General features: G+C 69.5%; 16 protein-coding genes and 1 pseudogene. 9 read left to right on the forward strand and 8 right to left on the reverse strand.

Annotated features, from left to right (window positions below; translation table 11 throughout):
• Window positions 1–2: 2 nt before the first annotated feature.
• Window positions 3–2,306 carry an efflux RND transporter permease subunit gene (locus tag QE388_RS11940; protein ID WP_307385528.1) on the forward strand — a complete coding sequence of 768 codons (2,304 nt, stop codon included), beginning with the start codon at window positions 3–5 and terminating at the stop codon, window positions 2,304–2,306.
• Window positions 2,303–2,881, forward strand: coding sequence for an isochorismatase family protein (locus QE388_RS11945; protein WP_307385531.1), 579 nt, complete (start codon window positions 2,303–2,305; stop codon window positions 2,879–2,881). Before QE388_RS11940 ends, QE388_RS11945 begins: the two co-directional genes overlap by 4 nt.
• Here the strand turns inward: QE388_RS11945 and QE388_RS11950 are convergent.
• The 3 genes from QE388_RS11950 to QE388_RS11960 form a co-directional block, all read right to left on the reverse strand.
• Entirely contained in the window at window positions 2,870–3,997 is a 1,128-nt protein-coding gene (locus QE388_RS11950) for a HAMP domain-containing sensor histidine kinase (RefSeq protein WP_275799449.1), read from the reverse strand. The two genes, QE388_RS11945 and QE388_RS11950, sit on opposite strands and share 12 nt — an antisense overlap.
• A 100-nt stretch (window positions 3,998–4,097) precedes the next feature.
• The gene (locus tag QE388_RS11955) at window positions 4,098–5,675 is read right to left on the reverse strand and encodes a molybdopterin-dependent oxidoreductase (protein ID WP_307385533.1); all 1,578 of its coding nucleotides are present in this window, start codon (window positions 5,673–5,675) and stop codon (window positions 4,098–4,100) included.
• 82 nt (window positions 5,676–5,757) lie between these two features.
• Window positions 5,758–6,666: a DMT family transporter gene (locus tag QE388_RS11960; RefSeq protein ID WP_307385535.1), complete on the reverse strand. Its 909-nt coding sequence runs from the start codon at window positions 6,664–6,666 to the stop codon at window positions 5,758–5,760.
• Window positions 6,667–6,746: 80 nt separating this feature from the next.
• Between QE388_RS11960 and QE388_RS11965 the strand changes: the two genes are divergently transcribed.
• Window positions 6,747–7,211 (forward strand): Lrp/AsnC family transcriptional regulator, encoded by a 465-nt coding sequence (locus QE388_RS11965; protein ID WP_307385537.1) that lies wholly within the window; start codon window positions 6,747–6,749, stop codon window positions 7,209–7,211.
• 70 nt (window positions 7,212–7,281) lie between these two features.
• Window positions 7,282–7,980, forward strand: coding sequence for a hypothetical protein (locus QE388_RS11970; protein ID WP_275799445.1), 699 nt, complete (start codon window positions 7,282–7,284; stop codon window positions 7,978–7,980).
• A gap of 2 nt (window positions 7,981–7,982) precedes the next feature.
• Here QE388_RS11970 and QE388_RS11975 read toward each other — a convergent pair whose 3' ends face one another.
• The gene (locus tag QE388_RS11975) at window positions 7,983–8,168 is read right to left on the reverse strand and encodes a hypothetical protein (RefSeq protein ID WP_307385540.1); all 186 of its coding nucleotides are present in this window, start codon (window positions 8,166–8,168) and stop codon (window positions 7,983–7,985) included.
• A gap of 156 nt (window positions 8,169–8,324) precedes the next feature.
• Between QE388_RS11975 and QE388_RS11980 the strand changes: the two genes are divergently transcribed.
• The 5 genes from QE388_RS11980 to QE388_RS12000 all read left to right on the forward strand — a co-directional run bounded on the left by QE388_RS11980 (window position 8,325) and on the right by QE388_RS12000 (window position 12,431).
• Window positions 8,325–9,107 (forward strand): IclR family transcriptional regulator C-terminal domain-containing protein, encoded by a 783-nt coding sequence (locus QE388_RS11980; protein ID WP_307385542.1) that lies wholly within the window; start codon window positions 8,325–8,327, stop codon window positions 9,105–9,107.
• A gap of 220 nt (window positions 9,108–9,327) precedes the next feature.
• Window positions 9,328–10,068, forward strand: a complete 741-nt coding sequence (locus QE388_RS11985) for a 3-oxoacid CoA-transferase subunit A (protein ID WP_307385544.1) — start codon at window positions 9,328–9,330, stop codon at window positions 10,066–10,068.
• 73 nt (window positions 10,069–10,141) lie between these two features.
• The gene (locus QE388_RS11990) at window positions 10,142–10,789 is read left to right on the forward strand and encodes a 3-oxoacid CoA-transferase subunit B (RefSeq protein WP_307385545.1); all 648 of its coding nucleotides are present in this window, start codon (window positions 10,142–10,144) and stop codon (window positions 10,787–10,789) included.
• A gap of 3 nt (window positions 10,790–10,792) precedes the next feature.
• On the forward strand, window positions 10,793–11,959 hold the full coding sequence (locus QE388_RS11995) for a thiolase family protein (protein WP_307385547.1): 1,167 nt from the start codon (window positions 10,793–10,795) through the stop codon (window positions 11,957–11,959).
• A 61-nt stretch (window positions 11,960–12,020) separates the two neighbouring features.
• Window positions 12,021–12,431, forward strand: a complete 411-nt coding sequence (locus QE388_RS12000; protein WP_307385549.1) for a hypothetical protein — start codon at window positions 12,021–12,023, stop codon at window positions 12,429–12,431.
• 65 nt (window positions 12,432–12,496) lie between these two features.
• On the opposite strand, the gene QE388_RS12005 is transcribed toward QE388_RS12000, so the two are convergent.
• From QE388_RS12005 to QE388_RS12020, 4 genes and pseudogenes are all read right to left on the reverse strand, one after another.
• Window positions 12,497–12,835, reverse strand: a complete 339-nt coding sequence (locus tag QE388_RS12005; RefSeq protein WP_275799435.1) for an ATP-binding protein — start codon at window positions 12,833–12,835, stop codon at window positions 12,497–12,499.
• Window positions 12,836–12,850: 15 nt separating this feature from the next.
• Window positions 12,851–12,991: pseudogene (locus QE388_RS12010) on the reverse strand (hypothetical protein); the annotation flags it as partial.
• Window positions 12,985–13,701 (reverse strand): SDR family NAD(P)-dependent oxidoreductase, encoded by a 717-nt coding sequence (locus QE388_RS12015; protein WP_307385552.1) that lies wholly within the window; start codon window positions 13,699–13,701, stop codon window positions 12,985–12,987. The pseudogene QE388_RS12010 and the gene QE388_RS12015, both read right to left, overlap by 7 nt.
• Window positions 13,695–14,435 carry an SDR family NAD(P)-dependent oxidoreductase gene (locus tag QE388_RS12020; protein WP_307385553.1) on the reverse strand — a complete coding sequence of 247 codons (741 nt, stop codon included), beginning with the start codon at window positions 14,433–14,435 and terminating at the stop codon, window positions 13,695–13,697. The genes QE388_RS12015 and QE388_RS12020 overlap by 7 nt, the downstream gene beginning before the upstream one ends.
• Window positions 14,436–14,456 lie beyond the last annotated feature (21 nt).

Below are 14,456 nucleotides of genomic sequence, written 5' to 3' on the forward strand. Positions count from 1 at the left end.
ACATGGCTCGCTCCTCCTCCACCCCTGCTCTTCGTCGCGACCGCGTCGCGCCGCGCGTCTCACGCTGGCTGCGCATCGGCATCCCGAGCCTGCTCGTGCTGATCTGGGTGGTCGGCGGATCGATCGGCGGCCCGTTCTTCGGCAAGGTCGACGAGGTCGCGACGAACGACCAGTCGTCGTTCCTTCCGCAGTCGGCGGATGCCACGCGCGTCAGCGAGCGTCTCACCGACTTCACCGGCGGCGACACGATCCCGGCACTCATCGTCGCCGAGACGACGGACGGCACGGCGCTCTCGGACGCGCAGCTGACGGCGTTGAAGACTCTCGCCACCGCGGCCGCCGAACTCGAGGGAGTCGAGGGGGAGGCATCCCCACCCGTCGTCTCCGAGGACGGGCAGGCCGCGCAGATCTTCCTGCCCCTCGACAGCTCCGGAGAAGTGCGCGAGGTCGTGGAGGCCGTGCGGACACTCGTCGCGTCAGACGTCCCGGCCGGGGTGCAGGCGTGGGTGACCGGTCCGGCGGGGTTCACGGCCGACCTGGTCAAGGGTTTCCTCGGCATCGACGGTCTGCTGCTCATCGTCGCCCTCGGCGCCGTGTTCGTCATCCTCGTGGTCGTCTACCGGTCGCCCCTCCTGCCGATCCTCGTGCTGCTCACCTCGGTGTTCGCCCTGTGCGTGGCTCTGCTGACGGTGTGGTGGCTCGCGTTCGCCGGCATCGTCGTGCTCAACGGTCAGGTGCAAGGCATCCTGTTCATCCTCGTCATCGGGGCGGCGACCGACTACGCGCTGCTGTACGTGGCGCGGTTCCGCGAGGCGATCGGCGCGGGAGACAAACGGTGGGATGCCACGATCCGGGCGTGGAAGGGAGCGGTCGAGCCGATCCTGGCCTCAGGTGGCACCGTGATCGCGGGGCTCCTCTGCCTGCTACTGTCCGACCTCGCCACCAACCGCGCCCTCGGTCCGATCGCCTCGATCGGCATCGCCTTCGCCGTGCTGTCGGCGTTGACGTTCCTGCCGGCTCTTCTCGCCCTGTTCGGGCGCGCGGCCTTCTGGCCTTTCCTCCCCAAGGCCGGTGCGACCGATCTCCCCGACGACCTCACGGCTCCGGTGAAGGGGCTGTGGCCCCGCCAGGCGCGCTTCGTCGCCCGACGGGCGCGACCGGTGTGGATCGTCTGCACGGTCGTCCTCCTCGCGGCGTGCGCGGGCCTGACGCAGCTCCGCGCGGACGGCGTGCCCTCGAGCGACCTCGTGCTGGGCGCATCCGAGGCCCGCGACGGCCAGGCGGCACTCGCCGAACACTTCCCGGGCGGCTCGGGCAGCCCCGCGTACGTCCTGGTGGCGGAGGACCGTGCCGCGACAGCGGTCGAGGTGCTCGATCGCGCGAGCGGCATCGACTCGGTCGCCGTCCTCTCCACCGATGCGATCGGCGGACAGGCACCCGTCCAGGCGGTGGACGGCAGCCTCGTGACGACCGCGTTCGGCCCTCCGGGGACACCGGCACCCGCGCCCACCGTGTCCGACGGCGACGTGCTCCTGGCCGCGACGCTCACCGACACGGCGGATTCGGCCGCGGCCGACGACACGGTCCGTCAGCTCCGCGTCGATCTCGCCGATGCGCTGGGGGAGGGAACGGCCCTGGTGGGAGGGGTGACCGCGACCGACATCGACTCCATCGACACGTCGATCCGCGACCGCACTCTCATCATCCCGATCGTCCTCGCGGTGATCCTACTGATCCTGATGGCGCTGCTGCGGTCGATCGTCGCGCCGGTGCTCCTCATCGGCACGGTCATCCTGTCGTTCGGGGCGGCGCTGGGCGTGAGCGCCCTCGTCTTCAACGGGCCCCTGGACTTCCCCGGCGCGGACCCTTCGGTTCCGCTGTACGGCTTCGTGTTCCTCGTCGCCCTCGGGGTCGACTACAACATCTTCCTGATGTCGCGTGTGCGCGAGGAATCCCTCGCTCATGGCACGCGCTCCGGCATCCTGCGCGGGCTCGTCGCGACGGGCGGGGTGATCACGTCGGCGGGTCTCGTGCTCGCGGCGACCTTCGCGGCGCTGGGTGTGATCCCCATCCTCTTCCTCGCCCAGCTCGCGTTCATCGTGGCCTTCGGCGTTCTGCTCGACACCTTCGTCGTCCGCTCGCTCCTCGTCCCGGCGCTCGCGTACGACCTCGGCTCGGCGATCTGGTGGCCGTCGAAGCTGTGGCGTCGCGACCACGCGCAGTCGGCTAGCGGCGCGAGCGCGGGCCGGGACCCGCGCGACGGGCAGCCCGCCACCCGCGGGAGCGCGCGTAGGCTCGACGCATGACCAGGGCACTGTTCATCGTCGATGTCCAGAACGATTTCACCGAGCACGGGGCTCTCGGAGTCGCCGGTGGCGACGCCGTCGCCGAGCGCATCTCGCGTTACCTCGCCACGCATGCCGACGAGTACGCCGTGATCGTCGCCTCGCGCGACTGGCATCACGGCGACGACGACAACGGCGGTCACTTCTCGGCCACCCCCGATTTCGTCGACTCGTGGCCGGTGCACTGCGTCGCGGAGACCGAGGGGGCCGAGTACGACGCGATCTTCGACGCGGGGCGGGTGACTCATCACCTCAAGAAGGGGCAGGGGCATCCGGCGTATTCGTTGTTCGAGGGTGTCTCGGATGACGGGCAGACCGCGGCCGACATCCTCGACGCCCACGGCATCCGTGACATCGACATCGCCGGCATCGCGACCGACTATTGCGTGCGCGCCTCAGCCCTCGACGCCATCGCGGCGGGACGCACGGTGCGGGTCTTCACCGACCTCGTCGCCGGCGTGCACCCCACATCCAGTGAGGCCGCGCTGGCCGAGATCGAGCGCGCCGGGGCGACGCTGGTGCCCTCAGAGCTCTAGATCGTCGGCCCGCGGCACCGAGATGGTGACCCGGGTCCCCACTCCCGGCTCGCTGGTGATGCGCAACACACCGTGATGCTCGGTCACGACGCGCTGAACGCTCGCGAGACCGATGCCGCTTCCGCCGTCGTGGGGGTCGGCCAACCGGCCGCGTTCTCCCTCTTCGACGATCGAATGCAGATCGTCGGGATGGATGCCGCGACCGCGATCGCTCACGGAGATCACTGCTCCCTCGTCGGTCTCATACGTCTCGACGGTGATCTCGTCGTCAGAGTACTTGGCCGCGTTCTCGAGGACGTTGGCCACCGCGCGGCGCAGACCCAGGACGTCGCCCGTGACGGGGATGGCATCCATTCGTCCAAAGACGACGCGCCCCGTACTGTCGCCCGGGAGGACGAGAGCCACGGCCCCGCGTGCGACGAGATCGAGCGTCGCCCGCCGTCGCTCGCGCTCGGGCCGCGTCGTGGCGTTGGTCGCGAGGGCCTGAGCCATCGCCACCAGGTGTTCGCTCGCCTCGGACGCCAGGCGCAACAGCCGGTGGTCCGCGGGGAGCTCGTCGGCGAGAAGGTCGAGGTAGCCGCGCAGAGCGGTCACCGGGGAGAGCAGGTCGTGGGCGAAGGTGCGCTGAAGGGCAGCTTGTTCGTCGGCGGCCTGCTTCTCGCTCGTCAGGTCGCGCACGATCTTGACGAACCCGAGGACCTGCCCCTGGTCGCTGCGGATGGCGGAGATGGTGACGCGCGCCCAGAACTCGGTCCCGTCCTTGCGGACCCGCCATCCCGTGTCTTCGACGTGACCGTCGCGCTGGGCGGACGCCAGGAGGCTATCCGGAACGCCGCGTCGCCGATCCTCCTCGCGATAGAAGCGTGAGAAGTGCGAGCCGACGATCTCGTCTTCGGTGTAGCCCTTGATGAGCTCCGCCCCGAGGTTCCATCCGCGGACGAAACCCCCGCCGTCGAGCTTGACGATGGCGAACTGATCGACCTGATCGTCCCAGTCGGTCGGCAGGACACGGCGGAAGGTCGCCAGCGGTCGTTCACCGCGGGCGGTTCCGTCGAGTCCGGAACCGCCGGGAGGAGAAGACTGCGCGGATGCGTTCACCGGGACAGGGTGGAACACTCGGGAATGCTTGCTGAGGGCATTTCTTGATTTTCCTGTCCGTGCGAGGATCGCACCAGGACTTGACAGGGCGAACAGCGTGAGGAAACCATCGCGCGCCTCAGCTGACGGTCACGAGGGTGCGCTGCCACCCGCTCGACCCGTTCGGGGCGATGGCCGCCTGCTCCTGGATCTGCAGATTGCCCTGCTTGTCCCGCGCGCGCACGACGATGTAGTGCGTGCCCGCATCGGCGTTCCAGTCGAGCTTCCACTGCACCCACGACTGATCGTTGATCGGGGTCGACAGGGTGGCCTGCTGCCAGTCGCCGTCGTCGATGCTCACCTCGACGGCCTGCACGCCGACGGGCTGCGCCCACGCCATACCGGCGATGACCACGTTGCCCGCCGGGACAGGATTGCCGATCTTCGGGGTGTCCACGCGCGACGACATCTTGATCGGCGCTTCAGCCGCGTAGCCGCGGGGCGTCCAGTACGCCTCCGCCTGATCGAAGCGCGTCACGGTCAGCTTGGTGACCCACTTCGTCGCCGACACGTATCCGTACAGTCCCGGAACGACCATGCGCACCGGGAAGCCGTGCTCGAACGGCAGCGGTTCGCCGTTCATGGCCACCGCGAAGATGGCGTCGAGGTCGTCGTCGACGAGAGAGGAGAGGGGAGTGGATGCCGTGTACCCGTCGACGCTCTCGGACAGCACCATGTCCGCTCCGCTCTGCGGACCCGCTTTGCGCAGCACGTCGCGGATCGGCACGCCGGTCCAAATAGCGTTTCCGACGAGGTTTCCGCCGACCTCGTTCGACACGCAGGTCAGGGTCACGCCGTACTCGTCGAGACCCATGCCGACGAGGTCGTCGAAGCTCAGCTCGATCGGCGTGTCGACCATTCCCTCGATCGACAGCCTCCAGGTCGTCGGGTCGACGTTCGGGACGGTGAGCGCGGTGTCCACGCGGTAGAAGTCCGCGTTGGGCGTGATGATCGGCGTCACACCCGGCACGCCGAGGTCGGCACCCGCGGGGACGGTCACGGTGCTGCGCGCCGCGGGGAGACGGAGGGCGTCGCGAGCGGCTGCGACCGACGCCGTCGCGACATTCACGACGCGAGCGCCGACGCCCACGACGATCGCGGTCGCGGCGGCGATCCCCGAGACGATGAAGAATCCGCGACGATCGACCCCGGCAGCGGGAGCGTCCGCGGCCGAGGCATGGGCCACCCAGCGGCGCAGCCGCGCGGTCAGGGCGAGCAGGATCGCGACACCGGCGGCAGTGCCGACGACGGGCGGCAGCCATGCCAGAGCGCCGGCGCCGGCGCGGGTCACGATGGCGGCGGTGGCCAGCGCCCCGCCGATCGCGAGGAGGACTGCCCCGACGAAGCGGAACCGGTACTCGAGCACGCCCGCGACCGCGGCGGCGACGGCGGCCCCCAGACCCACTCCGACCAGGAGTGCGATCTTGTCCGATTCGCCGAACAACGTGATCGCCAGCTCCTTCAGCGGGCGCGGCACGATGTCGACGATGAACGAGCCCACGGCGAGGACCGGGCTGGCCGATCGGGCGAAGATCGCCGCCAGCAGCTCCGCGCTGCCCAGCAGAACGAGAGCCGACACGATCCCGGTGAGCGGCGCCCAGATCCATGAGCGCGGTCGGCGAGCAGCACCTGCGTCCGTCGTGGTTTCGGTGGCCATGGCATCCCTCGTTCCCGACGGACGCACGCGGTATGCCCGTCACACCGTATTCGGAACCATGCGGAGAACGGATGCCGCGGGCTCAGCGCCGCGGCGCCAGGTGGAACAGCGCGACGCCCGACACGATCAGCGCGAGAGCGATCGCGAGGCCCGCGGTGAGCGGTTCGTTCAGCAGCGGGACGGCCACGACCGCGGTGAGGACGGGGCTGAGAGCCCCGGCGCTCGAGGCCAGGCTGCTCCCGAGATGCTTCACGGCGAGCACGTAGCACGCGGTCGAGAGCAGGCCCGTGCCGACGCCCTGGACCAGCGCGTACGTCGCGATCTGCGGTGCCGGGAGCGTCCCCGCGAGCAGGTGCGAGGGGAGCACGCCGGTCACCGCCAGGGCGAGCGCGACGATCGCGGAGGTGATGCTGATGACGACGATGACGCTCACCAGGTCCAGTCGAAGGGATGCCAGTCCCACCGTGTAGAGCGCCCACACGAGGCCCGCGGCCAGGAGCACGACGACCCCGCCGAGATCGGCCGCGCCGCCTCGGAGCATCGCGCTCGCCGCGACACCGAGGACGATGGCGGCGAGAGCGCCGAGACGTCGCCGCGAGACGGGTGTGCGGTGACGGAGGAAGAGCAGGAGCGTGACGAAGAGCGGAACCGTGCCGGGGACGAGGAGACCGGTCAGCCCGGCCGAGGTGAGCTCTGCGCCCCACGCGAAGAGGAGGAAGTGCGGGAGGCCGGCGAGGAGCACGAGACCGAGCGCGCCTGCGCCGGCGCCGCGGAGGGCGCGCAGTGTTCGAGGGATCCATGGGGTGAGAAGGAGCGCGGGCACGGTGAAGCGGAGGATCGCGGCATCCCCGGTCGTGAGGCCTGCTCCCTCGATCGCGCGTGTCGACAGCGCGAACGCCGACCACAGCGCGACGACGCCGGAAAGAGCGGCGACGCCGATGAGCGTGCCGCGCGACAGGGCGAGACGCGGGGACAGGACGAACGAGGTCACCTGGTCAGCGTAGGAATGCGGCGTGCGCAGTCGATTGCGAATATTGCTCTGTGGCGTCGAATATTGGCAGAATCTGCTCCATGCACGCTCTCGACGATATCGACCGCCGTATTCTGCGAGAACTCCAGCGCGATGGCCGACTGTCCAATCAAGACCTCGCCGACCGTGTGGGCCTGTCGCCGTCGCCGTGTCTGCGCCGCGTTCGCCAGCTCGAGCAGGCCGGCATCCTCGAGGGATACCGTGCGGTCGTCTCTCCGAAGGCCGTCGACCTCACGATCACGGCGTTCGTCCGCCTGCGTCTCGCCTCTCACGAGGGGGCGACGGTCGACGCCGTCGAGGAGCGTCTGCGAGCTCTCCCGAACATCGTGGAGGCGCACCTCCTCGCGGGCGACTGGGACTACCTCGTGCGCATCGTGACCCCGAGCTTCGAAGAGTACGAGCGCCTGCTCCGGGAGCACCTGCGGGCCATTCCGTCGCTCGCGTCCATCGACACGACGTTCGCTTTCGGGGTGACCAAGCCGCTGTCGCCGTTGCCTCTCGGATGACGACGCCCGCCGATACGATGGCACGACCCATGGCATCCGGGATCCGCCCCTGCCCGAGAGGAGTCCGCACGTGGATGACCTCACCCGGTGGACGGCGGCGCTGACGACACTCGTCGGACTCGGGTTGACGCTCGGCCTGAACCCCGCGCTCTACGGCGCCACGGCCGACATGCTGGCGCAGAACGTCCGTGTCGTCCCGCGCATGGCGTTCATGGTCGCGGGTCTCGCGACCGGAGCCACGATCCTCTACCTCGCGCTGCAGAGCTTCGACCCGACCGAGTTCGTGTCGGCGGCCGAGCGCCAGGCCACCGAGGCGGTGCTGGACCGCCGCGTGGATCTCGCCGCGGGCGCGCTGTTCCTCGCGGGCGCGGTCGCGATGGTCGTCTGGCGTCTCCGGGTTCCGATCCGTGCGCCGCGGGCCAAGCCGGTGAAGAGCCGTGCGCACTCGTGGAGCTACTACGTGCTCGGGGTGAGCTGCTCGATCATCGGCTTCACGACGCTGCCGATCATGTACATGACCGGTCGGATCGCCGACGGGGTGAGCGATCATCCCGCGCTTCGATGGACCGCGTACGCCGTCTTCCTCGTGGCGCTCGCCGCGCCGTTCGTGCTCCTCGCCACCGCGTGGCTGCACTTCCCGACGACCGCGGCCCGCGTCAACGGCTACTACACCCGCGCCATCGATATGGACCACCGATGGCTGTACTCGGCCGTCCTGGGAGTCGCCGGCATCGCTTCCGTCGTGCTGGGCGTGATCCCGGGGCGCTGAGCTCAGCGCTTCGCGCGCTGCTTCCGCACCTTCGCCACGACCCGGCGGCGCACCTTCTGCACCTTCGGGTCGGTCCACACGCGGTAGGCCACCGTTCCCGCGGCGACCGCGCGACCGATCGCCGTTCGTGCGAGCACGGCTCCCGCCAGCCCCACGGCCCCGGTTCCGACCCAGCGTGCAACTCCCATGGCATCCCTCGTTCTCTCGGTGGAGAACCCAGCAGACACGAGGAGCGTCCGGATGCCAGGCGGCTTGCGCCGCGGGAGGGGATGTGCGTGCCGATGCACACGCGGCGTGCTGAGGGCTGACCGGCGCGTGACGGCGACCCCGCTAAGGTGAGCCGGGTGAGCGACGCGGGAGAAGGGCAGGCGGGGTCGGGCGACTTCGTCCAGTCTCTCGCGCGCGGGCTCGAGGTCATCCGCACCTTCGATGCCGAGCACCCGGCGCTGACGCTCAGCGATGTGGCGCGTCGAGCGGATCTCACCCGCGCCGCCGCGCGGCGCTTCTTGCGCACCCTCGAGACGCTCGGTTACGTGCGCGCCGACGGCCGGGTCTTCTCGCTCACGCCGCGGGTGCTGGAGCTCGGCTTCAGCTATCTGTCGGCGCTGTCTCTCCCGGCTCTCGCCCAGCCCCACCTCGAGCGCTTGTCGCGCGAGGTCGACGAGAGTGTGTCGTCCGCCGTCCTCGACGGCGCCGACATCGTCTACGTCGCGCGCGTCCCCACGCGGCGCATCATGAGCGTCGGGATCACGATCGGCACGCGATTCCCCGCCTACGCGACCAGCATGGGGCGCGTCCTGTTGGCCGCGCAGCCCGAGGGTCGCGCTCGCGAGATCATCGCGGCATCCCATCCCGAACCGCTCACGTCCCGCACCCGCACCGACGTCGATGCGATCCTCGAAGAGCTCGCCTCCGTGCGCGCGCAGGGGTGGGCGCTCGTCGACGGCGAGCTCGAGGAGGGGCTGCGCTCGCTCGCCGCGCCCATCCGCGACCGCGAGGGAGCTGTCGTCGCGGCGCTCAACATTTCGGCCACCGCCCGGGGTGACGGCGACGCCTGGCGCGAGCAGTGCCTCCCGGCCCTCCTCGCGGCCGCCGCCGATATCGACGCGGATCTTCGTCTGATCTGACGGGCTCACGCCCCGACCGCGTGGCGAGTGTCCAGAACCCCCGGACGTTTTTCGCGGCGGTCCGGGTGCCGTGGACACTCGAGCCCGCTTTCCGGGATGCGGATGCCACCGGCCCGCCGGGCGCGCCGGGTTGATGCCGACCCTTGTCGCCGTCGCGCGCGCGTCGTAGAATGTTCGCAAGACGTACGTACGTGCGCAGAGCGAACACATGGGAGCCCGAGTGATCGACAAAACCGTCCCCGACGTCGCGGCGGCCGTCGCCGGCATTCCCGACGGAGCCACCGTGATGATCGGCGGCTTCGGGCGAGCCGGGCAGCCGGTCGAACTCATCGACGCGCTCATCGCGCAGGGTGCCCGCAACCTCACCGTCGTCAACAACAACGCCGGCAACGGCGACACGGGCCTCGCCGCCCTGTTGGCCGCCGGCCAGGTGCGCAAGATGATCTGCTCGTTCCCCCGGCAGAGCGACTCGTGGGTGTTCGACCGCCTCTATCGCGCGGGCGAGGTCGAGCTCGAGCTCGTTCCGCAGGGCAACCTCGCCGAGCGCATCCGCGCGGCCGGCGCCGGTATCGGCGGGTTCTTCACCCCGACCGGCTTCGGCACGCAGCTCGCCGAGGGCAAAGAGACCCGGCGCATCGACGGGCGCGAGTACGTGCTCGAGTACCCGATCCACGCCGATGTCGCCCTCATCAGCGCCCGCGCCGCCGACCGCTGGGGCAACCTCGTCTACCGCGAGACCGCGCGCAACTTCGGACCGATCATGGCTGCGGCCGCCGCGACCACCGTGGTGCAGGTCGATGAGATCGTTCCGCTCGGCTCCCTCGATCCCGAGGCCGTCGTGACTCCGGGACTCTACGTCGACCGCGTCGTCGCGGTCGGGGAGCGCGCGTGGCTGCGCGACGGAGAGTTCGTCGGCGGCGTCGACATCGAGGGCCGCGTCCTCTCCGAAGAAGGTGCCTGATGACATTCGTCATCCCCTCCGCACCGGCACGTCGTCGAGCTCGCGCGCAGCGCGCGGGGAAGAGAGCAGCACAGTGACCACCCGCATCTCCCGCGCGCAGCTCGCCGCTCGCGTGGCATCCGATATTCCCGAAGGTGCCGTCGTGAACCTCGGCATCGGTGCCCCGACCCTCGTCGCCGACTACCTGCCCGAGGGTCTCGAGATCGTGCTGCACACCGAGAACGGCATGCTCGGCATGGGGCCCGCTCCCGAGCGCGGGCGCATCGATCCCGACCTGATCAACGCGGGTAAGCAGCCCGTCACCGCCCTCGCGGGGGCGGCGTTCTTCCACCACGCGGACTCGTTCGCGATGATGCGCGGCGGTCACCTCGACGTGTGCGTGCTGGGCGCGTTCCAGGTCTCGGCCGGGGGAGACCTCGCCAACTGGTCGACGGGTGAGCCCGGCGCGATCCCCGCGGTCGGCGGGGCGATGGACCTGGCCATCGGAGCGAAGGACGTCTACGTGATGACCGACCTGCTCACCAAGGGCGGCGAGCCCAAGCTGGTCGAGGCGTGCACGTATCCGCTCACCGGTGTCGGCTGCGTCTCGCGCGTCTACACCGACCACGGCGTCTTCGACGTCACCCCCGACGGCTTCCGCGTGCGCGAGCTGTTCGGCGACAACACGCACGCCGAGATCTCGGCCCTGCTGGGTCTCGACCTCATCGAACAGGAAGCCTGAGCCATGACCGCATCCTTCGTGTACGACGCCGTCCGCACGCCTTTCGCGCGGCACGGCAAAGCGTTCGCCGACGTCCGCCCCGACGACCTCGCCGCGACCGTGATGGCATCCGTCGTCGAGCGCACGGGTATCGACCCGGCCCGCATCGAGGACGTGATCTTCGGCGACGCCAACCAGGCCGGCGAAGACAACCGCAATGTCGCGCGCTTCGGCGCCTTGCTCGCGGGCTTCCCGTCGTCGGTTCCCGGAACGACGATCAACCGCCTGTGCGGATCGTCTCTGGATGCCGTGATCCAGGGCTCGCGCGCGATCGAGGCCGGAGACGCCGACGTGATCCTCGCCGGTGGCGTCGAGTCGATGACCCGCGCGCCGTTCGTCGTCGAGAAGAGCCCGCGCCCCTTCCCCGCGGCGAACCAGACGATGTGGAACACCTCGATCGGGTGGCGCATGACCAACCCGCGCCTGCGCAAGGACTGGACCATATCGAACGGCGAGAGCGCCGAGAAGCTCGCGCAGATTTACGGCATCTCCCGGGAGGAACAGGATGCCTTCGCCGCCCGCAGCCACCGCCTGGCCGCCGCCGCGTGGGTCGCGGGGACCTTCGACGACGAGATCGTGCAGGTCGAGGGTCACGCGCTCGCGCGCGACGAGGGCATCCGCGACGACTCCACCGCCGAGGTGCTCGCGGGGCTGCGCCCGGCGTTCCAAAAGGACGGCACGGTCACGGCCGGCAACTCGTCGCCGATCAACGACGGCGCCTCGGCGGTGCTCCTCGGCTCCGAGGGAGCTCTGGATGCCGAGCCCCTCGCGCGCATCGCCGGTCGCGCCGCGTTCGGCAACGACCCCGATGTCTTCGGTGTCGCCCCCGTCGAGGCCGCGAACCGCGCCCTCACGCGCGCCGGCCGCTCGTGGAGTGACGTGACCTTCGTCGAGCTGAACGAGGCCTTCGCCTCGCAGACCCTCGCGTGCGCGCAGCTGTGGACCGAGCTCGACCCGGCGAACCTCAACGAGAACGGCGGCGCCATCGCCATCGGTCACCCGCTCGGTGCCTCCGGCGGTCGCATCATCGCCCGCGCGGCACACGAGCTGAAGCGTCGCGGCGGGGGAGTGGCCGTCACCGCGATCTGCATCGGCGTGGGTCAGGGCCTTGCGGTGGTTCTGGAGCGCTGAGCGGCAGAGCTTCTCGTGGCACGCCGACGTCGATCGGCCGCGGCCTTCGTAGACTCCGGGCATGGCCTTTCCCTCGTTCCAGGATGACGCGGCGATCCTGCTGGCCGCGATCGGTGGCAGTGAGCGGTCGTCGAGGTCGGTCCGCTCGGTCATCGGGACCTGGGACATGATCAACGTCGACGTCCCGTCGCGGGAGATGATCGAGTCCGCGGCCGGTGCGCTCCAGCGCGCGGGTCTCGTGGTCATCGACGAGGAATGGCGCCTCCGTCCCACCGCGGAAGGAGCCCGTCTCCAGCGCACGCCACGCCGCGTCTCGATGCGCGGGCTCCCGAGCGCGATCCGCGAGCTCTTGCCACCCCTGACGCTCGACCCGTCCGTCGTGATGCCGCAAGAGATCTATGACGCGGCCCTCGAGGACTACCTGCATCCGAAGCCGCTGCTTCCGCGGTGGCTGACGGGGTTGTTCCGGTGATGGATGATTCGAATGCCGCGGACGGTTGTGAATCGCGGCGATAGATGTCGTGCTTGTCGCGTCGTTCAGCGTCCGATGAGGAGGGCTTCTTGGGCGGCGTCGACAGCCTCGGGGGTGAGGTGTGTATGCCCGTTGATGTCGAGAATCGGTCTGACTTGGGTTACGAGGCGATCGGCGAGACGGAAGTTCCCGTTCGTGGCGCGCACGATAGCGGCTAGGGCAGCGGCGTGTGCGAGTCCGGCGTCGGCTGGGTCTGGTGCGGGGAGGCGTTGCGTGACGACGGCGGTGAGTTCGTCGCTGCGGAGTGGGCGGTATTCGTGGGCGAAGCCGATGCGGCTGTAGAGCTGGGGGTAGCGGGCGAGGCGTTTTTCGATGCCCGGCATGCCGATGAGGATGACGCCCATGTGGTGACGGTCGTAGAAGTCACGGACCTGTTCGAGGCCGGCGGTCTTGAGCCGGTCGGCTTCGTCGATGATGAGCAGTTCTGTGTTCCCGCTGTGTTGGGATTCGGGGTGGACGTAGGGGTCGACGTGGCCGTGTTGGGCTCCGACGATTACCAGGGCACCGTGGCGGCGTTCTCATCGAGGAATTGACCGTTCGCGGCTGCGGTAGGGGCGGCAGCGAGAGTGACGATCGTCGCGGCACCCTCCTGGGGTGTGAGGGCCGCATTGCCTGCCGTCAGGTCTGTCGCGACGTGACCTGGCGACACAGCCGTAACCGCGAAGCCCTGCGGGCCAAGCTCCCGGGCAAAATGGACGGTGATCGCATTGAGGGCGGTCTTGGCGCTGCCGTAAGCGGTCGACCAGGCGCCGATCCACTCGGCTTTCGAGCCGAGAGAGCCGCGGAAGCTCGAAACGTTCACAATTCGCGGGTAGGGAGACGTCTGCAACAGGGGCAGGAACGTCAGGGTGACGTCGACGACGCCGAACACGTCGGTGCCATACACGGCTCGGTAGTCCTCGAGGTGCGATTGCGAGGGCTTGTCGAGGTAGCCGACGTTGATGCCGGCGTTGTTCACCAGCCCGTCGAGGCGGCCGAAGTGATCTTTGATCGTGTGGGCGGCGGCTTGGATGGAGTCGTGGTCGGTGACGTCGATTCGTACCGCATGGACGTCACCGGGGATGTTCGCGGCTGCGGTGCCGCCGCGATCGAGGTCCCGGGCGCCGAGGAGCACGGTGTGCCCCTCGGCGGCGAGAGCTTCGACGGCCGCGTGGCCGATGCCCCGGGTCGCGCCGGTGACCAGGACGATGCGTGGGTTCGTCGTCACCATGCGAGCTGCACGTCATCTTCGAACACCGCACCGGTCGGGCCGTCGGCGGGGAGGGTGGCGAGGCGGACCGCGACGGCAGCACCCTCGTCGGGGGTGCGGGTTCCGCGGAAGTTGTTGAACTCGGTAGCGACGTGCCCGGGGGCTGCGCCGTTGATCTTCAACGCCGAGTCGGCGAACTCGCGAGCGTAGTGCACGGTGAGGGCGTTCAGGGCCGTCTTCGAGCTGGAGTAGACCATCGATGGCTGACCGGTCCAAGCACCCTCCTCGCCGATCGAACCGCGCTTGCTGGTGACGTTCACGATCCGGGGCGCATCTGCCTTCGTCAGTAGCGGCAGGAATGCGTTGATCATGCGAACGACGCCGAAGACGTTGACCTCGTAGACGTTCTTGATGTCGTCGACGGTCTCCTCGGTGGGCTTGGGCAAGTGGTCCATCGGGTGGAAGGTCAGCGTGTTCACGCCCGCGTTGTTGACCAGCACATCCAAGTGCCCGAACTCGGCGGCGATCTTTGCGACCAGGGCGTCGACCTGCCCCTGATCGGTGACGTCGAGCACGACCGGGCGGACGTCCCCGGTGAGGGTGTCTGCGGCCGCCTGCCCGACCTCAATGCTGCGCGCACCGAGCAGGACGGTAAAGCCCTCAGCTGCGAGCCCGCGGACGATCGCGATGCCGATGCCCTTGTTGCCGCCGGTGACGAGCGCGACCTTGCTTGCCTGATTCTCATCTGTTGTCATGACAACATTATTGTTCGCTTA

The sequence above is a fragment of the Microbacterium sp. SORGH_AS_0969 genome, assembly GCF_030818255.1.
In the GTDB taxonomy this organism is placed as follows: domain Bacteria; phylum Actinomycetota; class Actinomycetes; order Actinomycetales; family Microbacteriaceae; genus Microbacterium.

Coding starts and splice junctions, on each gene's coding strand:
- QE388_RS11940 (WP_307385528.1), top strand. CDS start 3: ATGGCTCGCTCCTCCTCCACCCCTGCTCTTCGTCGCGACCGCGTCGCG.
- QE388_RS12020 (WP_307385553.1), bottom strand. CDS start 14,435: ATGACAACAGATGAGAATCAGGCAAGCAAGGTCGCGCTCGTCACCGGC.
- QE388_RS12005 (WP_275799435.1), bottom strand. CDS start 12,835: ATGGGCGTCATCCTCATCGGCATGCCGGGCATCGAAAAACGCCTCGCC.
- QE388_RS11955 (WP_307385533.1), bottom strand. CDS start 5,675: ATGGCCACCGAAACCACGACGGACGCAGGTGCTGCTCGCCGACCGCGC.
- QE388_RS12015 (WP_307385552.1), bottom strand. CDS start 13,701: ATGGTGACGACGAACCCACGCATCGTCCTGGTCACCGGCGCGACCCGG.
- QE388_RS12000 (WP_307385549.1), top strand. CDS start 12,021: ATGGCCTTTCCCTCGTTCCAGGATGACGCGGCGATCCTGCTGGCCGCG.
- QE388_RS11965 (WP_307385537.1), top strand. CDS start 6,747: ATGCACGCTCTCGACGATATCGACCGCCGTATTCTGCGAGAACTCCAG.
- QE388_RS11995 (WP_307385547.1), top strand. CDS start 10,793: ATGACCGCATCCTTCGTGTACGACGCCGTCCGCACGCCTTTCGCGCGG.
- QE388_RS11945 (WP_307385531.1), top strand. CDS start 2,303: ATGACCAGGGCACTGTTCATCGTCGATGTCCAGAACGATTTCACCGAG.
- QE388_RS11975 (WP_307385540.1), bottom strand. CDS start 8,168: ATGGGAGTTGCACGCTGGGTCGGAACCGGGGCCGTGGGGCTGGCGGGA.